General features: G+C 54.7%; 20 protein-coding genes. 17 read left to right on the top strand and 3 right to left on the bottom strand.

Annotated elements, in window-relative coordinates:
- Positions 1–50 precede the first annotated feature (50 nt).
- The 10 genes from ACTNC3_RS03175 to ACTNC3_RS03130 all read left to right on the top strand — a co-directional run bounded on the left by ACTNC3_RS03175 (position 51) and on the right by ACTNC3_RS03130 (position 12,714).
- Positions 51–1,007, top strand: a complete 957-nt coding sequence (locus tag ACTNC3_RS03175; RefSeq protein WP_410042726.1) for a LicD family protein — start codon at positions 51–53, stop codon at positions 1,005–1,007.
- Positions 1,008–1,054: 47 nt separating this feature from the next.
- Entirely contained in the window at positions 1,055–1,987 is a 933-nt protein-coding gene (locus ACTNC3_RS03170) for a glycosyltransferase family 2 protein (RefSeq protein WP_441226428.1), read from the top strand.
- Between the two features lie 309 nt (positions 1,988–2,296).
- On the top strand, positions 2,297–3,415 hold the full coding sequence (locus ACTNC3_RS03165) for a galactose ABC transporter substrate-binding protein (RefSeq protein WP_441226427.1): 1,119 nt from the start codon (positions 2,297–2,299) through the stop codon (positions 3,413–3,415).
- 107 nt (positions 3,416–3,522) lie between these two features.
- The gene (locus ACTNC3_RS03160; protein ID WP_410042723.1) at positions 3,523–5,031 is read left to right on the top strand and encodes a sugar ABC transporter ATP-binding protein; all 1,509 of its coding nucleotides are present in this window, start codon (positions 3,523–3,525) and stop codon (positions 5,029–5,031) included.
- A 31-nt stretch (positions 5,032–5,062) separates the two neighbouring features.
- Entirely contained in the window at positions 5,063–6,067 is a 1,005-nt protein-coding gene (locus ACTNC3_RS03155; RefSeq protein ID WP_410042722.1) for an ABC transporter permease subunit, read from the top strand.
- Between the two features lie 167 nt (positions 6,068–6,234).
- Positions 6,235–6,633, top strand: coding sequence for a hypothetical protein (locus ACTNC3_RS03150; RefSeq protein ID WP_410042721.1), 399 nt, complete (start codon positions 6,235–6,237; stop codon positions 6,631–6,633).
- A 122-nt stretch (positions 6,634–6,755) separates the two neighbouring features.
- Positions 6,756–8,387, top strand: a complete 1,632-nt coding sequence (locus tag ACTNC3_RS03145) for a response regulator (RefSeq protein WP_441226426.1) — start codon at positions 6,756–6,758, stop codon at positions 8,385–8,387.
- Positions 8,388–8,481: 94 nt separating this feature from the next.
- On the top strand, positions 8,482–10,662 hold the full coding sequence (locus ACTNC3_RS03140) for a cache domain-containing sensor histidine kinase (protein ID WP_441226425.1): 2,181 nt from the start codon (positions 8,482–8,484) through the stop codon (positions 10,660–10,662).
- The gene (locus ACTNC3_RS03135) at positions 10,655–11,632 is read left to right on the top strand and encodes a sugar ABC transporter substrate-binding protein (protein ID WP_441226424.1); all 978 of its coding nucleotides are present in this window, start codon (positions 10,655–10,657) and stop codon (positions 11,630–11,632) included. The genes ACTNC3_RS03140 and ACTNC3_RS03135 overlap by 8 nt, the downstream gene beginning before the upstream one ends.
- A 38-nt stretch (positions 11,633–11,670) precedes the next feature.
- Positions 11,671–12,714, top strand: a complete 1,044-nt coding sequence (locus ACTNC3_RS03130; protein ID WP_441226423.1) for a galactose ABC transporter substrate-binding protein — start codon at positions 11,671–11,673, stop codon at positions 12,712–12,714.
- Positions 12,715–12,726: 12 nt separating this feature from the next.
- Here ACTNC3_RS03130 and ACTNC3_RS03125 read toward each other — a convergent pair whose 3' ends face one another.
- A complete protein-coding gene (locus ACTNC3_RS03125) occupies positions 12,727–13,353 on the bottom strand; it encodes a DUF6553 family protein (RefSeq protein ID WP_441226422.1) in 627 nt (208 codons plus the stop codon).
- A gap of 191 nt (positions 13,354–13,544) precedes the next feature.
- Here ACTNC3_RS03125 and ACTNC3_RS03120 point away from each other — a divergent pair, with 191 nt between their 5' ends.
- The 4 genes from ACTNC3_RS03120 (at position 13,545) to ACTNC3_RS03105 (ending at position 18,433) form a co-directional block, all read left to right on the top strand.
- Positions 13,545–15,095, top strand: a complete 1,551-nt coding sequence (locus ACTNC3_RS03120) for a BCCT family transporter (RefSeq protein ID WP_441226421.1) — start codon at positions 13,545–13,547, stop codon at positions 15,093–15,095.
- Between the two features lie 125 nt (positions 15,096–15,220).
- Positions 15,221–15,994, top strand: coding sequence for a YesL family protein (locus ACTNC3_RS03115; protein WP_441226420.1), 774 nt, complete (start codon positions 15,221–15,223; stop codon positions 15,992–15,994).
- A 498-nt stretch (positions 15,995–16,492) separates the two neighbouring features.
- Positions 16,493–17,161 (top strand): HAD family hydrolase, encoded by a 669-nt coding sequence (locus tag ACTNC3_RS03110; RefSeq protein WP_441226419.1) that lies wholly within the window; start codon positions 16,493–16,495, stop codon positions 17,159–17,161.
- Between the two features lie 174 nt (positions 17,162–17,335).
- Entirely contained in the window at positions 17,336–18,433 is a 1,098-nt protein-coding gene (locus tag ACTNC3_RS03105; RefSeq protein ID WP_410042712.1) for a sugar kinase, read from the top strand.
- A gap of 275 nt (positions 18,434–18,708) precedes the next feature.
- Here ACTNC3_RS03105 and ACTNC3_RS03100 read toward each other — a convergent pair whose 3' ends face one another.
- Together ACTNC3_RS03100 and ACTNC3_RS03095 are read right to left on the bottom strand one after the other, a co-directional pair.
- Positions 18,709–19,401 carry an LrgB family protein gene (locus ACTNC3_RS03100; protein WP_410042820.1) on the bottom strand — a complete coding sequence of 231 codons (693 nt, stop codon included), beginning with the start codon at positions 19,399–19,401 and terminating at the stop codon, positions 18,709–18,711.
- A complete protein-coding gene (locus tag ACTNC3_RS03095) occupies positions 19,401–19,976 on the bottom strand; it encodes a CidA/LrgA family protein (RefSeq protein ID WP_410042711.1) in 576 nt (191 codons plus the stop codon). Before ACTNC3_RS03095 ends, ACTNC3_RS03100 begins: the two co-directional genes overlap by 1 nt.
- 230 nt (positions 19,977–20,206) lie before the next feature.
- On the opposite strand from ACTNC3_RS03095, the gene ACTNC3_RS03090 reads away from it, so the two are divergent.
- The 3 genes from ACTNC3_RS03090 (at position 20,207) to ACTNC3_RS03080 (ending at position 24,121) form a co-directional block, all read left to right on the top strand.
- Positions 20,207–21,076 (top strand): phosphoribosylaminoimidazolesuccinocarboxamide synthase, encoded by an 870-nt coding sequence (locus ACTNC3_RS03090; protein WP_441226418.1) that lies wholly within the window; start codon positions 20,207–20,209, stop codon positions 21,074–21,076.
- 207 nt (positions 21,077–21,283) lie between these two features.
- Positions 21,284–22,729: a low temperature requirement protein A gene (locus ACTNC3_RS03085; protein ID WP_441226417.1), complete on the top strand. Its 1,446-nt coding sequence runs from the start codon at positions 21,284–21,286 to the stop codon at positions 22,727–22,729.
- A gap of 198 nt (positions 22,730–22,927) precedes the next feature.
- Entirely contained in the window at positions 22,928–24,121 is a 1,194-nt protein-coding gene (locus tag ACTNC3_RS03080; RefSeq protein ID WP_441226416.1) for a metallophosphoesterase family protein, read from the top strand.
- Positions 24,122–24,127: the final 6 nt, after the last annotated feature.

The raw sequence follows: 24,127 nt of genomic DNA, 5'->3' as shown, positions 1-24,127 counted from the left end.
GTGTGAAAGAGGGCGTTGCAGAAACGCCCTTTCATTATAAAGGTAGAACTATGAGTGAAGAATTTACATTTGATCTTGAGCGGGTACATCAGGCGAATCTGGAGATTCTGAAGGCCGTGAAGACGATCTGTGATCGCCATGGTATCACGTACCTCATCGATTCCGGTACGCTCCTCGGCGCAGTACGCCATAAGGGCTTCATCCCCTGGGACGACGATGTCGATCTCTGCTTCCGTAGAGAAGAGTTCGAGCGCTTCGTCGATGTAGCGAGGGCGGAGCTCCCGGAGAACATGCAGCTCGTGCTGCCGGATGAGTATCGCGGTGGCGAGGCCTTCTATGATTTCGTACCACGTGTGCTCTATCTCAACTCCCGCCGTCACGCAGAGGACGACGCGGACATGGCCTTTTATGAGGGAAAGCTCAACCACCTCTGGGTCGACCTCTTCATCCTCGACCGCCTGCCATCCTGCCCGATCCGCGCGCGGCTCATGAAGCTGGAGCAGCAGATCGCTTTCGGCCTCGGCATGGGCCACCGCCGGAAGCTCGACTGGCGTAAGTATCATGGCCTTCAGAAGCTGGAGGTGCAGGTCCTCGCCGCCGTCGGCCGTTTCATCCCGCTTCCGAGGATCTTCCGCCTGCAGGAGCGCTGGGCCCGGAAGTACACGGATCAGAACCGTGAAGGGGCAGGCTGTGCAGCTCCGGCGGCTACCGCTGCGGGCGATGTGGAGCGTGCGAAGAATGCCGGAAAGCAGGGCTGTCCGATCTGTGGGAAGCGTTCCGTCAGCGGGAAGTCCTTCTTCTCGAACTACCAGCCGGACTTCCAGTACTGCACCGTGGAGGATGACTGGGAGGAGCCGATCGAGTTCCAGTTTGAGGGCGAACACTTCACCGGACCGAAGGCCTGGGATAAGGTGCTCACGATGCTGTATGGCGACTACATGAAGCTGCCGCGCCCGGAGGACCGTCACCCATCGCACAGTGGCATGGAGCTCGAGATCCTCGACTGATTGACTGGTACAGTTACTAATTTATAGAAACGCTGGAAGGAAGACATATGAAATTATTGAGCTTGGTGGTTTCGGCTTATAACGAGGAGGCCGGACTGGAGACCTTCTACCAGACGACCAGAGAATACGGGGAGGCGCTTGCGGCGAAGGGCTGGGATTACGAGTTCGTCTTCGTGAATGACGGCTCCCGTGACCGGACCGGCGAGATCCTGGATGATCTGGCCGCCCGTGATGCGACTCACGTGCGCGTGCTGCACTTCTCCCGGAATTTCGGACATGAGGCGGCGATGACCGCTGGACTCGACTACGCCACGGGCGAGGGCCTCGTCTTCATGGATGCGGATCTGCAGCATCCGCCGAAGTACCTCGCGGACATCGTCGACCAGTTCGACGCCGGCTACCAGGTGATTTCCATGGTACGCACCGAAAACAAAACGGCCGGGCTTCTGAAAAACATTACCTCCGGCGGCTTCTACTGGCTCATCAACCGCATGTCGGAGGTCCATCTCGAGGCCAATGCCTCGGACTTCTTCGCCATCACCCGCCCGGTACAGAAGGTGCTCATGAAAAACTACCGGGAGAAGGTCCGTTTCCTCCGCGGCTACGTGCAGAACGTCGGCTTCCGGAAGACTACGATTTCCTATGAGGCAGCCCCGCGTGTGGCGGGCAGCAGCCACTATTCTATCCGTAAGCTCTTCGTCTTCGCGATGAACACCATCATGTGCTTCTCGAACATGCCTCTGAAGCTCGGGATCTTCGCCGGTCTCTTCAGCGGATTTCTGGGGATGATCGTGCTGATCTATACCCTGGTGACCCGTGATGGCGCACCGTCCGGCTATGCGACGATCGTCGTCCTGCTCTGCTTCATGTTTGCCGTCCTCTTCATCGTCGTCGGCATCATCGGTGAGTACATCGCGGTGCTGTTCGAAGAGCTGAAGGACCGCCCGATCTACATCGTAGAGGACAGCCGGAACATCTGACACAGAACCCCGGAGGGTTGCCACTGGAAGCGCAATACTCCGAGTGGCAGCCCTCCGGGGTTCTGTTATGGCGATTTTTACGAAAGAACTTTGTGAAATCACTGACTTTCAAAGCAATTAAGCACATATTGCATGAATCCAGAACGAGAAAATAAGAAAATCTAAGAAAAAATAAACAAAGAAATCAAAGAATTTTCAAGATGAAAAGAAGGATTCTCTATTCTATCAGCCATAACATCTTCATATAATATGATCAAAAGGACGGGGGAGTCCCGTCAGGATAAACAATCATAGGAGGATTGGATTATTATGAAGAAGGCACTTAGCTTACTTACCGTTTCAGCAATGGCAGTTTCGATGCTCGCAGGATGCGGCAGCTCGAAGCCGGCAGAGACTACTGCAGCAGCTACGACTGCAGCAGCGGCAGAGACCACTGCAGCCGCTACAGAGGCAGCTTCTGAGGCAGCAACAGAGGCAGCTGCAGCTGCAACGGATGCGGATCTTTCCGATAAGAAGGTCGGCGTATGTATCTATCAGTTCTCTGATAACTTCATGACCCTTTTCAGAAATGAGCTTCAGAACTATCTCGTATCCCTCGGCTTCAAGGCAGAGAACATCGAGATCATGGATGGTGCAAACGACCAGGCTACACAGACCAACCAGATTCAGAACTTCATCACCAAGGGTGTTGACTGTCTCATCATCAACCCGGTTAACTCTTCTTCCGCAGCAACCATCACCGATATGGTAACCGCAGCAAACATTCCGCTCGTATACATCAACAGAGAGCCGGATGCTCAGGAAGAGCAGAGATGGGCAGACGAGAACATGAAGGTTTGCTACGTAGGATGTGACGCTCGTCAGTCCGGAACCATGCAGGGCGAGATCATCGCTGACCTTGAGAACCACGGTGATATCAACGGCGATGGCAAGGTTTCCTACATCATGATCGAGGGTGACCCGGAGAACGTAGATGCTCAGTACAGAACAGAGTTCTCTGTAAAGGCTCTGAAGGATGCCGGCATCGAGGTTGAGCAGCTTGACGATCAGGTTGGTAACTGGGATCAGGCGCAGGCACAGTCTCTCGTTGCAAACTCTCTTGCACAGCACGGCAAGGACATCGAGGTTGTTTTCTGTAACAACGATGCGATGGCTCTCGGCGCTCTGCAGGCAATTGAGGCAGCAGGCGAGACCGTTGGTACGGATGTTTACCTTGTAGGTGTTGATGCTCTTCAGGAGGCTTGTGACAACGTTAAGGCTGGCAAGCAGACCGGTACTGTATTCAACGATCACATTTCTCAGTCTCATTCCGCAGCAGATGCAGCTGTTAAGTACATCACCGGCGGCGACAATGAGCACTACATCGGCTGCGATTACGTAAAGGTAACCTCCGATAACGTTGACGACGTTCTTGCATCTCTTGGTTAATCCGAAAGGTTCGTAAGAATTTAACGAAGTACATAGAAATGGGTGCGGGTGCACGAGCTGCGCCCCACCCGTTTTTTAAACCCATTATTTAATGCTTGGAGGGCAAAATGGCGGAGTATAAACTGGAATTACGGAATGTGTGTAAGTCATTCCCCGGTGTAAAAGCGCTGGATCACGCTAACCTCGCTGTTCGCCCGGGTACAGTTCACGCACTCATGGGAGAAAATGGTGCCGGAAAGTCCACACTGATGAAGTGCCTTTTCGGTATCTATCACATGGATGAGGGTGAAATCTACCTGGATGGCGAGAAGACAACGATTACAGACCCGGATGATGCGATGGCGAAGGGTGTTGCCATGGTGCATCAGGAGCTGCAGCCGATACCGGCACGTAACATCGCGGAGAATATGTACATGGGACGTTTCCCGGTACATAAGTATGGTCCTTTACAGGTGATCGATCACAAGAAGATGTTTGAAGAGACCGATCGCTGGCTGAAGGAGCTGGGCCTCGACTATAATCCGAAGGCGCTGCTCGGCTCGCTTTCCATCGGACAGATGCAGATGGTCGAGATCGCGAAGGCGGTTTCTCATGAGGCAAGAGTCATCATCTTCGATGAGCCGACCTCCTCGCTTTCTGATAAGGAAGTAGATTTCCTCTTCAAGGTTATGAACCAGCTGCGTGATAAGGGCGTTGCGATGATCTACATCTCTCATAAGATGGATGAGATCAAGCGGATCGCCGACGACATCACGGTCATGCGAGATGGTACCTATGTCGGTACCTGGCCGGCAGCCGAGATGAGCACCGACGATATCATCGCGAAGATGGTAGGTCGTGAGCTTACGAAGGTATATCCGGATCACGTACATGAGATCGGCGACGTCATCCTCGAGGCAGAGCATCTTTCCTCTATTCACGAGAAGTCCTTCCAGAATTGCAGCTTCAACATCCGTAAGGGTGAGATCCTCGGTTTCGGTGGACTGGTCGGTGCACAGAGAACCGAGCTCATGGAGGGTCTCTTCGGTATCCGTCATCTCGCTTCAGGAACCATCAAAATGCATGGCAAGGAAGTGAAGATCAAGCGTTCGAGAGATGCGATGGATGCAGGTCTCGGTATGATCACCGAGGACCGTCGTGGTAATGGTATCTTCGGATGCCTGTCCATCAAGGATAACACGGGTATTTCCATTTACAACAAGCACCTGAAGGCGGGCTTCATCCTGGATCACCCGACGATCAATAAGATCGTAGATGACAGTATCAAGCAGCTTTCGATTAAGACACCGAGTATGCAGCAGCATATCGAGAACCTCTCCGGTGGTAACCAGCAGAAGGTTATCGTATCGAGATGGCTCGCAAATGATCCGGAGATCCTGATCATGGATGAGCCGACCAGAGGTATCGACGTCGGTGCCAAGCACGAGATCTATGAGATCATGGAGCAGCTCGCCGATCAGGGCAAGTCGATCATCATGATTTCCTCCGAAATGCCGGAGCTTCTCGGCATGGCCGATCGTGTATATGTAATGTGTAATGGTAAGATCACAGGTGAGATTGATCAGAAGGAAGATATGACGCAGGAGAAGGTAATGTCCTTCGCAACGCAGTTCTGATTCTGATTCGATAGAATAAAGGGGAAATAAAATGCAAAAGTCACAGAAAAAGAAAATCACGGATTTTCTCATTAACAACGGTGTTATCATCGTTATGTTCATCCTCGTTATCTACACAGGATTGACAACGAAGAACTTCTTAACGGCCAACAACTTCCTGAACCTCCTCGCAAACATGTCCTACAGACTGGTTATCGCGCTCGGTATTTCAGGCTGCGTTATCACCGGAGGATGTGATCTTTCCGGTGGACGTATGGTCGGCTTCGGCGCATGTATCGCCGGTACACTTCTTCAGAAGCAGGATTATGCAGGCCGTTTCTTTAAGGAGGGCTTCCTGGCAAACATCACACCGCTGAATCCGTTCCTGGTACTGCTGATCGTCATGATCATCTGCGGATGCTTCGGTGCCATCACCGGATGGTTTATCGCTTATCTGAGTGTTCCTCCATTCATTTCCACACTGGCGATGATGGAGATCATCTATGGCCTCGGTCTGATCTACACCGGCGCTACACCGCTCGGTGGATATATCACCGGCTACACCATGTTCTCGACCGGTCGTTTCCTGGGCTTAAGCTTCCTGATCTGGATGGCCATCGCCATGTCAGCGATCACCTGGTTCATCTATAACATGACCCGTCATGGTAAGTACATGTATGCCATCGGTGGCAATGCACAGGCCGCAGAGGTTGCTGGTGTTCCTGTAAAGCTTACCCTCGTTCTCATCTATGCGAAGGCATCTGCATTCTTCGCCATGGCAGGTTTCATGCTCGGTGCAAAGGCCGGTGGTGCATCCATCAATACGGGTCTTTCCTACGAGATGGAAGGTATCGCAGCCTGCGCCCTCGGTGGTGTATCTGTAACCGGTGGTCGTGGTAAGGTTTCATCTGCCATCATCGGTGTTGCCGTCCTCGAGCTCCTGAAGGTCGCTCTTCAGTTCCTCGGTGTCGATGCAAACTCTCAGTACATCGCGATCGGTATCGTTATCTTCGTCGCAATTTCTCTCGATATCAGAAAGTACGTACAGAAGAAGTAATTGAGCGAACGATTTCTATCGTCTATAATATGGGCTGTGGCGCATGCCACAGTCCATTTTTGTATCGACCTTAAGAATTTCGTAAGGGGGTCTGACCCCATTAAATTTTTCTTAAGATAAACGTTCGGGGTCTGTCCACGACCTGACACAGTAAAAGAGAGGTTTCTATGACATATAACATGACACTGCTTGCACAGACGGCTTCGGATCCGGTGACGAACGATCCGGTCGCCTTTTTCCTCAGCCAGCACGGTGTGCAGCTCATACTCGGTGTGCTGGTGATCTACTGCGCCGTGAAGCTGCTGGTCTTCCACGATCCGGATTTTATCCGTCCGAAGGAGTGGGGAAAGGTAAAGGAGGAGAATCTTCTCCCATATACGCGTGAGATGGGCATCCTCGTGCTGATGTTCGGTGCCTGCATCTTCGTGATGGAGGTGGTGAGCCAGTATGATGGACTGATGGGCCTTCTGTTTATGATTCTGTCCATCGCGGTGACCTTCTATCGTTTTAAGAAAATCGAAGACAAGTACGGAAATCTCGACCATCATCAGAAGGTGGAGGACTGAGCTTAGTAGCTTGTGACGGTGAAACACGGCGCAGCCGAAGGTTCGGTATGCTTCGCTCGCATGCGGGAGGGTATGCGCTTTCCGGGATGCGGACAGGATGTGATGGCAGAGGGAGGTCTACATTGAACAAGTACAGAGTGATGCTGGTGGATGATGAGGAGGATGTCATCCAGGTGATCATCCGGAAGATGAACTGGGAGAAGCTCGGCTTCACGGTGCAGGGCTATGCCCACAACGGACTGGAAGCGCTGGAGATGGCCGAGGAGGAGCAGCCGGACGTCGTGATGACGGACATCAAGATGCCGTTCATGGATGGACTCGAGCTCAGCCGGCGTCTGAAGGAGCAGTATCCGACCATCAAGATCATCATCTTCTCCGGCTTCGACCAGTTCGAGTATGCGAAGGAGGCCATCCGTCTGGAGGCCGAGGAGTACATCCTGAAGCCGATCGATGCGGACGAGCTGCGTGCCGTGTTCGAGCGCATCCACGCATCGCTGGATCAGGAGTTCGACGAGAAGCAGAACATCAACATGCTGAAAAACTATTATATGGAGAGCCTGCCGATCCTGCAGGAGAATTTCTGCACGGCGCTCATCGAGGGACGCGAGCCGGCGAATTCGCTCAGTCGCGATATGATGGACTATCAGATCAGTCTCGACGGTCCGTACTTCGGTGTAGTGATCCTTCACAACAGTATTTCACTCGCGCCGGAGGGCATCAATCCGCTGCTGATCACGATGTCGGTGCGTCGGCTATGGGAGGAGCACCTCGACGCGAGGTGGCATGCGCGCTTCTTCACCTACCTCGGCGACACGGTGATGATCGTGCAGCTCGAGCAGCCGGGCGCGCTGACGAAGCTGACGGATGACTGTCAGGTGCTGTGCCGTCTCAGTAAGCATGTGTCGAACGCGACCATCACCGCCGGCATCGGTCGTGCGGTCAATCACCTTCTGAACCTGCCGGAGGCCTACGAGAGTGCCCGGGAGGCCGTGTCCTACCGCGTCATCTATGGACGCGGACAGGCGATCAACATCATGGAGGTGGCGCCGGAGACCCAGAAGGAGATGCCGGCGGAGAGTCCGTCCGAGGACAGCGATGACCGCTTCTACCCGGTGTTCAAGGCCATCAAGCTGAGTTCGCCGGAGGAAGTCGATCGTCAGATCGATCAGTTTCTGGACGCGGAGGCACCGGTCAATCCGTCGCTGCAGGAGTATCGCTTCTTCGTGATGGAGCTCGTGACCGAGGGACATCGCTTCATAAATGCGAATCATCTGTCGATGGAGGCAGTGTTTGGAAAGGATGAGGACATCTTTCAGAAGGTACAGCACCTTGATCTGGAGGCCCTGCGTGCATGGATGAAGGAAAGCGCCCATAAGATGCAGGCGCTTCTCCGCGTATCGCGCAGCGACAGCACGCGTACCTTCGTGGCGAAGGCAGAGGCCTATGTGCATGAGCATTACAGTGATAAGGACCTGAGTGTCGAGAGCATCTGTGATTTCCTCGGCATCAGTGCGGCGTACTTCTCGACCGTCTTCAAGCGGGAAACGGGAAAGACTTTCATCAACTACCTCACGGATATCCGTATGGACCGGGCAGTCCACATGCTGCTCGACGAAAATGAAAAAACCTATGTGATCGCGGAAGCGGTCGGCTACAGTGATCCGAACTACTTCAGCTATGCATTTAAAAAGAAATTCGGCGTATCGCCGTCGAAGTATAAGGCACAGCAGCAGGCCGGCACCGCACCTGCCTGATGGTGGATGAACGGAGAGGTGCTTTGCAGAAAACCTGCAGACACCTCTCTGCTTGCGTATAAGAAAGAACCATGTGCAGATACAGGAGGACATAGTGGAGAAACAGCATCCGGCAGAGACGAAACAGAACCGGAAAAAGGGGAAGCGAAGCTATCTCCCACATACCATCCAGGGAACGATTCTGATGGCCTTCACCGTCATCTCCTTCGTGCTGCTCATGATCCTGGGGCTGGTCCTGTATCAGCTGTTTGCACGTCGTATGCGGACGAGCTCCGTGGAATCCACCGAGCAGATCGTGCAGCAGTCCGTCATCAATCTCGAGGATTACCTCGCCAATATGCGCCGCATCTCGGATGCGGTATACTATAATGTCATCAAAAATGCAGATCTCAGCACGGACAGCATCGATCGTGAGATGGACCTCATCTATGAAGCACACCTCGAGCATCTCGTCAGTATGGCGCTCTTTACCGCCGATGGCCGGCTGATTTCGGCCTCGCCGATCGCCACGACGAAGGAAAACCTCGATGTGACGACCCAGAGCTGGTTTACCGAGGCGCTTCGAAAGACCGATAATCTGCATTTCTCCACCCCGCATGTCGAAAATCTCTTCTTGGATCCGGCCTATCGCTATCGCTGGGTCATCTCCCTGAGCCGCGCCGTCGAAATCTATGAAAACGGTACCCCGACCATGGGCGTCCTCCTCGTCGATATGAACTACTCGACCATCGATCGAATGATGGAGCGGATCAATCAGGATTCGAGCGGTCAGTACATCTATCTGACCGATTCGAGCGGCAGCCTCATCTATCATCCGAAGCAGATGCAGATCAACTATGGGATTCTCACAGAGAACAACATCAACGAGGCGCACTACCAGGATGGCCATCATCAGGAGCTTTACCTCGGTACACGCCGCCAGGTGCTGCTGAACTCGGTTTCCTACACCGGCTGGAAGATGATCGCCGTGATCCCGGCCAGCGCCTACGGTGTGGATGCGGCCAGCCTACGTTTCGTCGTGATCCTGCTCGTATCGATCTCCCTCCTCGTCATGATCTTCGTGAATCAGATCGTATCGCGTCAGATCTCCCTGCCGCTGAACCGGCTGAACCGCTCCATCAAGCGGATGGAGGGCGGGGATGTCGTGCCGGAGGATATCTATGTGGGCGGCTCCGAGGAGGTAGAGCATCTCGGACGGACGCTTCGAAGCTCCATGACACGGATCAATCAGCTGATGGATGACATCGTGATCGAGCAGGAGGAGAAGCGAAAGTCGGAGATGGACGCCCTCCAGTCGCAGATCAATCCGCACTTCCTCTACAACACCCTGGATTCCATCGTCTGGATGATCGAGGGGGAGCACAACAAGGATGCGGTCTTCATGGTGACCCAGCTTGCGAGCCTCTTCCGTATCAGCCTGAGCCGTGGAAAGAACATCATTCCACTTGCGCAGGAGCTGAAGCATGCGGAAAACTATATGAACATCCAGAAGGTGCGTTATAAGAATAACTTCTCCGTTGTGTTTGACATCGATGAAAACATCCGGGACTACCTCAGCGTCAAGCTCATCATCCAGCCGATCCTCGAAAATGCCATCTATTACGGCGTTGGGGATATGGATCCAGATGACGGTGCCGAGATCCGTATCCGTGGCTGGCTGATCCCAGATACAGAAAACGAGAAGAGCGGTGAAGGCGATGCAGCACATGGGCAGACGTACGATGCGGCGTCGGGCCCGGTGGCCGCTCGGACGGCTCGGCAGCCGGATCCGACAGAGGCCAATGCTGGCGACCGTGCACACAGGCAGATGATTCAGGCGATGTCGGTCGGCGACATCTATATCGCAGTGAGCGACAACGGCTATGGCATGCCACCGGAGGTGTGTGAAAATCTGCTGAAGGACGATGAGGAATCGAGACAGCGGGTGCCGAAGCATGGCTCCGGTGTCGGACTCGTGAACGTCCACAATCGTATTCGGATCCGCTTCGGCGCACAGTACGGGCTGATGGCCGCGTCTGAGCCGGATGAGGGAACGACGATCACGATCCATCTGCCGGCGATCCCGGATACACCGGAGAACCAGAAGCTGCTGGAGAGCGGACACTACAGGACCGCTGTTTCGGACAGGAAAACAGCGGATGTGAAAACTGCGAGTGCGGGCAATGCCGACACCGAGGATGCAGCCGCGACGCGTTCAGATGTGCAGAGCTCAGATATAACAGACGTACTGGTGGAGGATGCAGGCAGAACGGAAGGAGGAAAACAGCATGCATGAGGATCGAAGCTTCTTATGGCCGATCATCGGTGGGCTGGTGGTCACCATCCTGTTCTGCTCCGTGATGCTGGTGCGGGGCACCGGTGAGAAGCGCTATCAGGTATCGGTGATCGTGAGTGATTCCTCCCAGGATCGCTGGGTGCCGTTGAAGGCAGGGCTCACACAGGCAGCGAGGGACAACAACATTGACCTGAGCTACGTCTATACCGACTACATCGATGATGTCTTTACACAGACCGCGCTGATCAATCAGGAAATCGCGGATGGTGCGGATGGCATCATCACGGATTTCTGTCTCAGCGTGGGCACCGCGGACATCGTGCGAAGCATCATCGCCCGTGTGCCGGTGGAGTTTATCATCACGAATGTGGATGCGGATGCAGATATCTCCGGAAACTATGCGACGGTGATGACGGATAATGTAGAGGTCGGCCGGGCCATCGGAAACGAGCTCGTGATCGATTACGGCGACCGTCTGAAGGAAATGAAGATCGGCATCATCGCCGGAAACCAGCAGCAGTATGCGATGCAGGACCGACTGAAGGGGTTCCTGGAGGCCGTGGGTGCGAAGGAACCGGAGATCGTCTGGACGGTGGAGGAGAGCCGTTTCCTTGAGCAGGAGCTGAAACGCTCGATGGAGCGGGTGACACCGGCGGTGATCGTCGGCCTCGATAATACGAGTCTCGAAGCGGCGGTGGACTATGTGGCGACGGCGGAGACGAAGAAGCTGCCCCTCTATGGTGCCGGCTGCAGTGAGAAGCTCGCGTACTATATCGATAACGGCACCATCGCATCGATGATCCTCCCGAACGAGTTCAGCATGGGCTATCAGAGTCTCACGGATCTTGCGGCCAAGCTTCGAAACCGGATGATGGTGCTCGAGGATCGGGAACAGGACTTCAATGTCGTCCATCAGGATAATCTGTTCCGGGATGAGAATCAGCGGATCCTGTTTCCGATCGTGCAGTGAGTGGTGCCGCTGTCATGGAAAACAACTGGGAGGATGGTATGAAGAAGAAAAAAGGGCGCAGGAGTGCAGTTATGGTGATGCTGGTCGTGATGCTGGTTCTCTGCGGCTGTGGTACGCGACAGAAGCTGCCGGCCAGAAAAACCGATGGAAAGATCAAAATCGGCGTGTCGGTCTATGATCAGTACGACGCCTTCGTAGCGGAGCTGATGCAGGATCTGAATGATCAGGTGCTGGGCGCGAAGGCGGAGGAAAAGCAGGATATCGTGCTGGAGGTCTATAATGCCGCGCAGAGCCAGACGAAGCAGAACGAACAGGTGCGCGACATGATCGCAGCGAATTTCGATGTGATCTGTGTCAATCTGGTCGACCGGACGGCACCGACCGAGGTCATCAATGCGGCACGGGATGCGGATGTGCCGATCATCTTTTTCAATCGTGAGCTGGTGGAGGATGATCTGCAGCGCTGGGATAAGCTCTTTTATGTGGGGGCCGATGCCTTCGTTTCTGGAAAGATGCAGGGGGAGCTGGCATTAGATGCGATCCAGAGCGGCACGGTGGACCGGAATGGGGACGGCGCGATTCAGTATGTCGTGCTCGAGGGGGAGGCTGGACACCAGGATGCCATCGCCCGCTCGGAGAGCTCCGTCAATCGGATGCTGGAGCTCGGTGTGAAGCTGGATCGTCTTACGTATGCGATCGCAAACTGGAACCGTGCGCAGGCGAAAACCCAGATGGATAAAATCATCCGGCAGTATGGGGCGGATATCGAGCTGGTGCTCGCGAATAATGATGAGATGGCCCTCGGTGCGATCGATGCCTTCGAGGCGAGTGATCTTCCGAAGGCGCAGCGGCCGCTGATCTTCGGCATCGATGGCACGGAGGCGGGGCTCAGTGCGGTATGCGACGGGAAGCTCGAAGCGACGATCTATAACGACGCCGAAGGCCAGGCAGCGGCCATCTTTCAGCTGGCACACCACCTGGCCCTGGAGGAGCCGCTGCGGGACCTTCCGCTCGTCGGCGACAAGTATATCCGTCTGCCGTATGAGAAGGTGACGCGGGATAATGTTCTGGAATTCAAGTGACCGTGGCCTCTTTCAGTCTCTGTCACCGGTGACGTCGGCCCAGTAGCGGTCGCCGTGGTCGACCATCGCGATGTAGGTTTCCTTCATAACGCGGCGGAAGGCGCGGAGCTCTTCCGCGAGGCCGAAGCGGGCCGGGATGGTGCTGGTGACCTCGTGGATTTCGGCGGCGATCTTCTTTCCGAGGCGCTCATCGCCGAGGCGGAAGAGGCCGAAGGCGGTCGAGTCGTAGCTCCGGTCGCCGGCACAGCTCTCGATCCAGAAGCGGGCGAACTGGCGCCACTCCTCGAGGAGAACCTCATCGACCTCCTCATCCAGCACGCAGAGCGTGGTGAAGTACTGCCGGATATCGCGCGCGCGCTTCTTCTGGTTCAGAAAGTTCGTACCGAGGCGGCCATCGATGAGGAGCCCCATCCAGGCCGCGACGAAGGCATCCTTTCGCTTCGCACCCGCGCGCTCGTTCGTCGGGTAGCGCTTGCGAAGAAGCTCGAGACGGCGGCGATCGTTCCGGTCGCCTGCATTGTCCTCGAGCATCTCGGTCAGAATCTTCTCACGGGTATCGATATCCTTGATGTCATAGTAGTGCGTCGGCCAGTCTTCCTTATAGTTGATGGCCGGCGTTTTTTCTTTATTTAAAAGCATGTTCGTGCGGTCCTTTCCAGCGGTATGATCCTATTCTGTAACCGTTCATGCAAGCTGCCCCTCCGGGTCCCCCTGCCTGAACTGTTATCCTATTCTAGCATGATTCCTCGGACTTGCACAGAATTCGCTTGACGCGTGGGATCGCCGGTGCTATATTGTTCAAAACATTTTGAAATAAGGAGAAAATGAACATGAAGCAAGGCGGGAATGAAAAATTCAAACAGATAGAGGTGGACCGGAGTCGCATCGACTGGATGATCACGCTGGTGCCGTTTGTGCTCATCGTGGTGCTGGCACTGCTGTTTTTCCTTCTGCCGGACGCGTCCAATGCCGTGCTCGGCAGTATCCGGACCTTCCTGGGGGACAGCTTCGGGCTGTACTATCTTCTGATCGGCCTCGGAACGGCCGTGATGTCGCTCTATATCGCGCTCTCACGCTATGGTCGCATCGTGCTCGGTGCGCCGGATGAGAAGCCGAAGTACAGCTTCTTCCAGTGGGGGGCCATGATGTTCACGGCGGGGCTCGCCGCCGACATCCTGTTCTACTCCTTCTGCGAGTGGATCCTCTACTGGGAGGACCCGCACACCGTGGAGATGGGCAGCCGTATGGACTGGGCCAGCACCTTCACGCTGTTCCACTGGGGCCCGATTCCGTGGGGCTTCTACCTCGTGCTCGCGGTGGCCTTCGGCTTCATGCTGCATGTGCGGAAGCGGACGCGCCAGAAGTATTCGGAAGCCTGCCGTCCGATCCTCGGGAAGTACACCGACCGTCTGCCGGGCCGTTTCATCGACCTCCTCGCCGTGTTTGCACTCCTGGCCGGCACCGCAACCACCTTTTCCGTCGCCACGCCACTCCTCAGTGAAGCGCTGAAGACGCTCCTCGGCATCGATCTCCCGGATCGTACCATCACGATCGCGATTCTGCTCGTGACCTGCGTGCTCTACACCTGCGCGGTCATGCGTGGTATGCTCGGTGTCTCTCTGCTCGCCAATGTCTGCACCTATTGTTTTTATGGCTTACTTCTCTACGTGCTCGTCTGCGGCGGAGAAGCGCGCTTCATCCTCGAGACCGGTTTCTCCGCGATGGGGCGTCTCGCGCAGAACTTCCTCGGCCTCGCGACCTATACGGATCCGACGAGAAGCACCGGCTTCGCGCAGAACTGGACGATTTTCTACTGGGCATACTGGATGGTATGGTGCGTAGCCGCGCCGTTCTTCATCGGATCGATTTCCCGTGGCCGCACCATCCGCTCGACGATTCTCGGCGGCTATGTCTTCGGCATGGGCAGCACCTTCGTAAGCTTCATCGTGCTCGGGAATTATGGACTGGGGCTTCAGATGGCTGGTCGCTTCGACATCGTCGCGCTTTATGATGAGACGCAGAACCTGTACACCACCATCATCGCCATCATTCAGCAGCTGCCGCTCGCGAAGGCGGTGCTCGTGCTGCTCATCGTGACGATGATCGCCTTCTATGCGACCTCCTTCGATTCCATCGCCCTGGTCGCTTCCCAGTACAGCTATAAAAAGCTCGGAAAGGACGAGGAACCGCAGGGCTGGATCAAGGCACTCTGGTCGGTGCTGCTCATCCTGCTTCCGGTCGCCCTCGTCTTCTCGGACAGCTCCATGGCGAACCTTCAGTCCGTCAGCATCATCGCGGCCTTCCCGATCGGTGCCGTCATCGTCCTGATCACCGCCGCGTTCCTGAAGGACGCGAAGGCGTATCTGGAGGATATAAACTAGACATTTGGATGGCCCCCTGTGTCTGAATGCTTGAGATGTTTTGGCGTGAGACGTTGAATGTGTATGGTGGAATATGCTAGAATTCTGTTGAATATGATTTGAGATTATTTTAACAGGGGGACATGATGTTACAGAGCTTTTTTAATTATGATAATCCGATCTGGCGTTTCATGGGGCGGCTTGGCGATATGATCGTGCTGAACCTTCTGTGGCTCGTCTGCTCGATTCCGGTCGTGACGATCGGTGCGTCCACGACGGCGCTGTACTACTGCACGCTGAAGTATGTTCGTAATGAGGATTACGGTGATTTTCGGATGTTCTTCCGCTCGTTTAAGCAGAATTTCAGACAGGCGACGATCATCTGGATCCCGATGCTGCTGATCGCTGCGGTGCTGGGCTTCGATTTCTGGTTCTTCGGACAGCTGATGGCCGGCTCTGGTACGGTGAAGTTCTTCCTGCAGGCGGTCGTGCTCGCCATGATCATCGTCTGGAGCTTCGTCTTCCTGTATGTATGGCCGGTCTTAAGCCGTTTCGAAAATACGACGAAGAACACCATCCTGAATGCCATCCTGATGTCGATCCGCTATCTCGGATCCACGATTTCGATGCTGATCTGTGATGTCGTGATTCTGCTGGTATGGTATATTCTCTTATTTTATATACCATGGCTGTCCGCGTTTCTGATGCTGATGGGCTTCGCACTGATCGCCTGGATCAACTCCACGATGTTCGAGCATATCTTTCTCAAGTTCATGCCGAAGGAGGATCACAGCCACGACGGTGATGTGCACCCGATTCTCGAGGATATCAATATGGATGGCTCTCTGAAGGAGGGGGCTGCCGAAGAAACCGTTGAGGCGATTTCCAGCTTGAAGAAATCATCGGAAGATGAGATATGACAGAGAAAAGAGAAGTAAAAGAAACCCTGCACTGAAAACATGAAAATCAAAACAGGACCATACAGAGGCCTCCGGCGCAGTTTTGCCGGGCTTCTGCATGGTCCTGTTTTCGATTCGTTCGTCTTCGGCGATCTGAGTTTCTCCGGCTGAATTTTTATCATGTGATTTTTCTGTAAATAAAAAAATCCCCCATAAAAGGGAGGAGGGCAGGTGATCCTTCGATCCCTGCCCGAGTATTATGAAAAAAATCTTTTTAAATCGATAACTTATTTGTTATCTTGGTTATAATATATAAGTCAATGGTGAACAAAGTATGTGGGGCACGTGAACATTCTGTTAACATTCAGGTTCAAATATGAACGGACTATGAACACAGAATTCAAATTTGACTTTTCGAATACGGAGACTTCTGCTACACTTCAGAAAGTGCAGAAACGGATGCCGAAAAATCGGTATCCCGGTCCTGCGCCGGTCAGAAAGAAAGATGGAGATAAGAGCATGATCAGAAATGTGATATTCGATGTGGATGGCACCTTATGGGACTCGGCGCGTCAGGTGACGGCGGCCTGGCAGGAGGTGCTGGACCGTCATCCGGAAACAAAGGACGTGAAGATCACGGTGGACGATATGTACCGCTATATGGGACACACGATGTATGAAATCAGCTGCATGATGCTGCCGGATATTTCGGAGGAGCTGCGGGCGCTGATCATGCAGGACTGCATGGAGAACGAGGACCAGTACCTTCGTGCCCACAGCGGAGATTTCTATCCGGGCTGCATGGAGACGATCGAGCGTCTCCATGAGGAGGGCTACCGCGTGTACATCGTGTCGAACTGTCAGGACGGCTACATCGAGACCCTCATCGAGGATGCCGGCTGGCTCCTGGGACCGGTAGAGGTCGAGGGCGATGTGCAGGACTTCGAGTGCTATGGACGAACCGGAAAGAAAAAGGGCAGCAACATCCGGCTTCTGATGGAGCGAAATGGCCTTCTGAAGGAGAGCTGTGTCTACGTCGGCGATACCGCAATGGACGAGGCTGGCGCCGCGCAGGCCGGCATCCGCTTTATCTATGCGAGCTACGGCTTCGGCACCGTCGCGAACCCGAAGGCCGTGATCCACGAAATCTCCGAGCTCCCGGAGGTGCTTCAGCGGCTTTCGAAATGAGAGCAGGGGCTGGACCGAAAATAGTTCTGAATTTAGTACAATATGCTTGATGACTTAAAAGAGGCTGTGCTATACTTTAAATGTTTTGAAAACGCTTACAAATGGTACTGCGCTTTCAGGTAAACCAGTTAGGTTCTGTCGGCATAGTGCAGACAGTTTTAAATGGAGGAAGTTATGGATTTAAATTTAAGACCAGCAAATGAGTGTGCATTTGATGCGGTTTCTCTGGGCGAGGTTATGCTTCGTCTGGATCCAGGTGAGGGCAGAATTAGAACTGCCAGATCCTTCCGTGCATGGGAAGGCGGCGGAGAGTACAACGTTATCCGCGGACTTCGTAAGTGCTTCGGTTTAAAGACCGCTGTTCTTACTGCACTTGCAGACAATGAGGTCGGTCACCTGGTTGAGGACTTCATGATGCAGGGTGGTGTGGATACATCCCTCGTAAAGTGGATGGACACCGACGGAATCGGCCGTGTATGCAGAAACGGACTGAACTTCACAGAGAGAGGCTTCGGTATCCGTGGTGCAAAGGGCTGCTCCGACCGTGCAAACACCGCTATTTCCAAGGCTACACCGGCTGATTTTGATTTCGATTACATCTTCGGTGAGCTCGGCGTTCGCTGGCTCCACACCGGCGGAATCTATGCAGCTCTTTCTGAGCAGGCTTCCGAGACCGCAATCGCTGCGATCAAGGCTGCGAAGAAGTATGGCACCATCGTTTCCTATGACCTCAACTACCGTCCTTCCATGTGGTCCGCAATCGGCGGCCAGGCAAAGGCGCAGGAGGTAAATAAGGAGATTGCTCAGTACGTTGACGTTATGATCGGTAACGAGGAAGACTTCACCGCTTGCCTCGGCTTCCAGATCGAGGGCCAGGACGAGTCTCTGAAGGAGCTCAATATCGACGGCTACAAGAAGATGATCAACGAGGCTGTAAAGACCTACCCGAACTTCAAGGCAGTTGCAACGACGCTTCGTACCGTTCACACTGCAACCGTAAACGACTGGTCCGCACTCTGCTGGGCAGACGGCGAGATCTACAAGGCAGCGGATTACAAGGGCCTCGAGATCATGGATCGTGTCGGCGGCGGCGACTCCTTCGCATCCGGCCTCGTATATGGCCTCATGACTACCGGTGATGCGGAGAAGGCTGTAAACTACGGTGCAGCTCACGGCGCACTCGCGATGACCACTCCGGGTGACACCACCATGGCTACCAAGAAGGAAGTAGAAGCTATCATGGGCGGCGCAGGCGCACGTGTACAGCGTTAATTCCTGACTTGCTTCATTAAGCAGTATGACAAAGCTCCCCTTACCTTCGGGTAAGAGGAGCTTTTCTTGTACTCAGTTGTACGAATGTCATTACACAGCAGAACCGGCGCCATAGGGGAACCAGCTTGCGCATTCAAAGAACAGGTTCTTATGAAAAGTCCGTGTAGGGCATACAGATTTATCTGTAATGCCCTACACGGACTTTTCATGAGGTTCTGTACTTTGAACTAAGTGAGCGGTTCCCCTATGGTGCCGGTTCTGCGTTCGGAATACATTTATGCTACGTTCATCACGAGCGGCACCAGCACCACGGTGAGGATTCCCGCCACACAGATACTGATGGAACCCATGGCGCCCTCGATCTCACCGAGCTCCAGCGCCTTCGCGGTACCGACCGCATGTGCCGAGGTACCGAGCGCGAGCCCCCGCGCGATCGGATGATCGATATGGAAAAGCCGGAAGACCAGCTCTGCGATCATATTGCCGAGGATGCCCGTGATGATGATCGCCGCCACGGTCAGCGTGACGATACCGCCCGCCTCCTCTGAGACACCCATGCCGATCGCCGTCGTGATCGACTTCGGCAGTAGGGTGGCGATGTGCTCCGCTGTCAGTCCGAACAGCTTTCCCATGATGAGAATGCTGAGAATCGAGCATAGCGTGCCGGCGGTGATCGCTGCCAGCACCGCCACCAGATTATCCTTCAGCAGCCGGAGCTGCTTGTACATCGGAATCGCGAGACAGACCGTCGCCGGTGTCAGCAGGTAGCTGAGCAGATTCGCACTCGCCTTGTAATCCTCATATGGAATCTGAAAGATCACCAGCACCGCGATGACCATGATCGTCGACACCAGCAGCGGATTCAGGATGGCGACACGGAACTTCGCCTTCAGCCGGACGGCCAGCAGAAATAAGAAGATACTTAAGATTAAACCGAAATAGCCAGAGCTCTGCAGTGCTTCCTTCATCATGCCTTCTCCTTTCGCTCCGCTTCCGCGGAAGTTATCTGTGCAGCGCCGGAAGCATTGGCCTCCGCCTGTGACGCGTGGCGCTGCACTTCCTTCTCGTGCAGGATCTCACGGTAGCCGTTCGCACCATCGATCTCACCGTTCGGACTGAGCGTCCGGCGACCGATGCCGAAGGTCTCGTGCGGCTCGAGTGAAAGCTCGGCGTCCTCTGCAGCCTGATCCTCCTTCGACTCACTGCGCCGAAGAATCGCGGTGGCGGTCAGGCCCGTGACGATCATGACGAGCACCGTCGACACGACGATGATCACGAGGTACGGCAGGAGCACCGGGAGCAGGATATCGATGGCACTCATGATGCCGACCGCCGCCGGAATGAACATCATGGTCATGGTGTCGAGCAGGAAATTACCCGCGCCCTCGACCTCCGGAAGCTTCACGATCCCGGTCACCAGTGCGATCAGCAGCAGGATCATACCATACACACCCGCCGGAACCGGAAGGGGCAGGAGCGTGTTCAGCAGTTCACCGAGAAAGGTGAATGCGATGATCCACATGATTTCTTTTACATACTTCATACTTGTCTCTTTTCTTTACTATAGGTCCATCAGTGCACGCAATGGCCTCCATTATACGCTCATGACGGACGCTGTAAAGCGTTAATTTATTATCCAGACACTGCCATAACCCGTACATATAAAAGTATGTGATTCTGTGCATTTCCCCTATTGTGCTTTGTGAAAATTCCATTATACTAAAATGCGGTGATTAATGATTTACTACGTTCAATTTCATATGGAGGGTAAAGATGACAGATTTTAAGCCAGTGAAGGAAGGCAAGGTTCGTGAGATCTATGATCTCGGAGACAAGCTCATCATGGTCGCAACCGACCGTATTTCCGCATTTGATGTGATCCTGCACAACCAGATCACAGAGAAGGGTAAGGTTCTGACCCAGATGTCGAAGTTCTGGTTCGATCTGACGAAGGATGTAATCCCGAACGATCTGATCTCTGTTGAGAACAAGGATATGCCGGAGTTTTTCCAGCAGCCGGAGTTTGAGGGCAGAGCGACACTGTGCAAGAAGCTCGAGATGATCCCGATCGAGTGCATCGTACGTGGCTACATCACTGGTTCCGGCTGGGAGAACTACAAGAAGGACGGCACCATCTGCGGCATGAAGCTCCCGGAGGGCCTCGTCGAGTGCGCGAAGCTTCCTGAGCCGCTTTACACTCCGTCGACGAAGGCAGAGATCGGCGATCACGATGAGAACATCAATTTCGAGCAGTCCATCGTGGTTCTCGAGAAGGCATTCCCTGGCAGAGGCGAGGAGATCGCGACGAAGATCAAGGATGCAACGATCGCTGTATATAAGAAGTGCGCAGACTATGCGCTTTCGAAGGGCATCATCATCGCCGACACCAAGTTCGAGTTCGGTCTCGATGAGGAGGGTAATGTGCTCCTCGCCGATGAGGTACTGACACCGGACAGCTCCAGATTCTGGAGACTCGACCAGTACAAGCCGGGTGAGGGACAGTCCAGCTTCGATAAGCAGTTCGTACGTAACTGGCTGAAGGCAAACCCGGACAACAACGCAACCCTTCCGCAGGAGGTTGTTGATAAGACCATCGCCCTCTACAAGGAAGCGTACACTATGCTGACCGGCAAGGAAATCTGAGGATTATAACAGATCCTGTGATTTCAGCAGTTTCCGGGACCGGAATCCCTTCCGCGATACTGACCGCGAAGGGAGACGTCGGATTATAACAGATCCTGTGATTCTGCTTATTGAACAAATTCAAAAACATCGGGCGCCATGTATGTACATGACGCTCTTTTTTTGTATAATTTTTTTATATTGAGCACAATTAAAGGAGAGTCCACCATGGCAGATCATTACGATGAGAACTACGAGGAAGTGGTATCCCTTCCGGGCGTAGATACCGATGGCGAACGCACAGAGAATATCGATGACGGACGGATTCGTCGACCGTCTGAATTTTTCGTCCGCACCACGAGCGACGATATCGACGAACAGGAGCATGCCCGACGCGAATACTTTAATAAGGTCGTCGGTGAAGCAGAGAATGAAGCATTACAGGCAGCGGAGGGGCTGGGCCCGAACGCCGAAAACTCCTTGCTCTACCGCATCTGGTCCCGCGTGAATCACGAAAGCGAGGAGGCCGTCGCCGGCATCGTCGAAAAGAAGGTCGAGTACGTCGAGCTCTTTTTCGACCTCATCTTCGTGTACAGCCTCCGTACGATCAACGCACTGTTTCATGCCTATGAGCACTCCTTCCCGCCGATGAGTGCGATCCAGACCTTCCTTTTCCTGACCGCGGTCGTCATGCAGGTCTGGATGTTTACCACGATGTTTTTCAACCGTTACGGCCGGAAAGCCCTCCGGGATTACATCAGTATCTTCATTAATATGTATCTCCTGTACTACATGGCGAGCGGCTCGAACCACCACTGGCTCGATCATTATATCCGCTACCACGGAGCCTGGGCACTGATCATGCTGAACCTCGCGTATCGAAGCTGGGATAAGCTGCGTTTCGCCCCGCATCTCGATGACATCGACCGGAGGATACTCGGGGCGAATGTCGTCCATCATCTCATCGAGTGCGGCATCATCCTCGTGTCGATCCCGGTGCATGAAACCACCGGCGTCGTGCTCTCGCCGCTTGCGCTGATTTACGGCTATGTCGCAAAGGCCAGTGAGTTCCGCGCCTATAAGGCGAGACCGTGCGACTTCCCGCATCTCGCCGAGCGAAATCTGCTGCTCGTGATCCTGACCTTCGGTGAGATGATCATCGGCATCGCCAGCTTCTTCGAGGCGGGGAAGAATGTGCTTCTGAACATCATTTCCTTCCTGATCGTCATCGGCATGTTCCTGAGCTACGGCTTTTTTAATGACAATGTCCTCGACCACCACAGAAAGACCTCCGGCCTCGGCTTCCTCGCGATCCACGTCATCATGATCCTCGCGATCAATTCGACGACCATCGCGCTCGAGCTCCTCGCTCGCCCGCTGGTGCCGCTTCTTCCGAAGACCATGTGGATGACCAGTATGCTGCTCGTCTACTATCTGTGCCTGCTGGCGACCGAGCGTTATGCGAAAGAGCACCTTCGGACGAACCGCTTTAAGTTCATAGGCTTCGTCCTCTCGATCCTGGCGGCTTATCTCTGCCTGATGCTGCTCGCCGGACATAATCAGCTGGTGGGTGCCTTTATCACGCTTGTCTTTGTATATGGCATCTTCGCGCTCCTGCTGCACATCCACCACAGCAGCCTCCGCAAGATGAAGGTCGGCGGATACATCTCGTAAACCTGGGATACGGGGGCCCCGGCTTAGATTTCACCGGTCTCGGAGTACTGTGCTTCCGGTTGTCGTTCGCCGAGCTACGTCTGAACAGCAGCACCCCGGATGAAACGTAGAATACTGATTGAGTTCACTCCTCTGAAATGCTAGAATAGTCACGTACATTTGTTTGACGGATTATTCTCTTTTCAGAGGAGTTTTTTTATGAAACTGATTCACTGTGCAGACCTGCATCTCGACAGCCGGATGAGTACGCATCTCGGGGATGCGGCAGCCCGGGAGCGGCGGCAGGAGCTGCTCGGCACCTGGCTCCACCTCGTCGCGTACGCGGAGCAGCATCAGGTGCGCGCGATCCTCATCGCCGGCGACCTCTTCGACCGGCCGGCCGTGAGCCGGACGACGGCGCATGCCGTCCTCGAGAGCGTACGTACCCACCCGGAAATCGCGTTTTTCTATTTAAAAGGAAATCATGACACGGACAGCTTTCTGAACCAGGCGGAGAGTCTGCCAGAGAATCTCTATACCTTCCAGGACACCTGGCGGAAGTACCGGCTGTCAGATCATCTCGTGATCGCCGGCCGAGAGTTTACGGAATCCGGCACCCTGAACGAGCTGGCGGCGAAGACCCTGCGCCTCGAGGAGGCGGATGTAAACATTGTCCTCCTCCATGGGCAGGTCAGCGAAAGCACAGCGCAGGACAGTGCGTCGACCGAGACGATCCGTCTCGCGGACTATGCGCATCAGGCCATCGATTATCTGGCGCTCGGACATGTGCACCAGTACCAGGAGGGAAGCCTCGACGGGCGCGGAAGCTGGTGCTATCCGGGCTGCCTCGAGGGGCGCGGCTTCGATGAGTGTACGCGGCATGGCTTCGTCCTGCTCGAGGTCGATGAGGCGACACATCAGCTCCGGCGTCAGCTCGTGGATATCAGTACGCGCCACCTCTGGACGGTGCCGCTGGAGGTGCAGGGGCTTGACTCGTCGATGGCGATCGTGCGGCGTGCGCGTGCCCTGCTGTCACTGCTTTCCGGGACGCCGAGTGCGGATCCGGCGATCGCGGAGATCCCGGCGGAACGCGTCGAGGCGATCCTTCAGGCGGGGGCCGGGGTGCGCATGCGCGCGCAGGACCTCGTGAAGCTGGAGCTTCGCGGCGCGCTTGCGATGGATGTGGAGCTTAGCCTCGACTTCATCCGTACGCAGCTTGCACCGATGTTTTACTTCCTTCGGGTCGTGGATGAGACACGGCGTTTCATCGACCCTGCGATGTATCAGCATGATAAATCACTGAAGGGCGCGTTCGTCCACTCGGTCGAGGCGGATGCGACGCTCGACGAGCAGACGAAGGCGGCGGTGATCGAAGCAGGTCTCCGGCTGCTGCGGGGCGAGGAGCTGCTGTGAGTGGGG

The sequence above is a fragment of the Oribacterium sp. HCP3S3_B9 genome (genome assembly GCF_052064255.1).
In the GTDB taxonomy this organism is placed as follows: Bacteria; Bacillota; Clostridia; order Lachnospirales; family Lachnospiraceae; genus Oribacterium.
This window is presented reverse-complemented; position numbering and strand designations above follow the sequence as displayed.

Coding starts and splice junctions, on each gene's coding strand:
- ACTNC3_RS03175 (WP_410042726.1), top strand. CDS start 51: ATGAGTGAAGAATTTACATTTGATCTTGAGCGGGTACATCAGGCGAAT.
- ACTNC3_RS03170 (WP_441226428.1), top strand. CDS start 1,055: ATGAAATTATTGAGCTTGGTGGTTTCGGCTTATAACGAGGAGGCCGGA.
- ACTNC3_RS03165 (WP_441226427.1), top strand. CDS start 2,297: ATGAAGAAGGCACTTAGCTTACTTACCGTTTCAGCAATGGCAGTTTCG.
- ACTNC3_RS03160 (WP_410042723.1), top strand. CDS start 3,523: ATGGCGGAGTATAAACTGGAATTACGGAATGTGTGTAAGTCATTCCCC.
- ACTNC3_RS03155 (WP_410042722.1), top strand. CDS start 5,063: ATGCAAAAGTCACAGAAAAAGAAAATCACGGATTTTCTCATTAACAAC.
- ACTNC3_RS03150 (WP_410042721.1), top strand. CDS start 6,235: ATGACATATAACATGACACTGCTTGCACAGACGGCTTCGGATCCGGTG.
- ACTNC3_RS03135 (WP_441226424.1), top strand. CDS start 10,655: ATGCATGAGGATCGAAGCTTCTTATGGCCGATCATCGGTGGGCTGGTG.
- ACTNC3_RS03130 (WP_441226423.1), top strand. CDS start 11,671: ATGAAGAAGAAAAAAGGGCGCAGGAGTGCAGTTATGGTGATGCTGGTC.
- ACTNC3_RS03125 (WP_441226422.1), bottom strand. CDS start 13,353: ATGCTTTTAAATAAAGAAAAAACGCCGGCCATCAACTATAAGGAAGAC.
- ACTNC3_RS03120 (WP_441226421.1), top strand. CDS start 13,545: ATGAAGCAAGGCGGGAATGAAAAATTCAAACAGATAGAGGTGGACCGG.
- ACTNC3_RS03115 (WP_441226420.1), top strand. CDS start 15,221: ATGTTACAGAGCTTTTTTAATTATGATAATCCGATCTGGCGTTTCATG.
- ACTNC3_RS03110 (WP_441226419.1), top strand. CDS start 16,493: ATGATCAGAAATGTGATATTCGATGTGGATGGCACCTTATGGGACTCG.
- ACTNC3_RS03105 (WP_410042712.1), top strand. CDS start 17,336: ATGGATTTAAATTTAAGACCAGCAAATGAGTGTGCATTTGATGCGGTT.
- ACTNC3_RS03100 (WP_410042820.1), bottom strand. CDS start 19,401: ATGAAGGAAGCACTGCAGAGCTCTGGCTATTTCGGTTTAATCTTAAGT.
- ACTNC3_RS03095 (WP_410042711.1), bottom strand. CDS start 19,976: ATGAAGTATGTAAAAGAAATCATGTGGATCATCGCATTCACCTTTCTC.
- ACTNC3_RS03090 (WP_441226418.1), top strand. CDS start 20,207: ATGACAGATTTTAAGCCAGTGAAGGAAGGCAAGGTTCGTGAGATCTAT.
- ACTNC3_RS03085 (WP_441226417.1), top strand. CDS start 21,284: ATGGCAGATCATTACGATGAGAACTACGAGGAAGTGGTATCCCTTCCG.
- ACTNC3_RS03080 (WP_441226416.1), top strand. CDS start 22,928: ATGAAACTGATTCACTGTGCAGACCTGCATCTCGACAGCCGGATGAGT.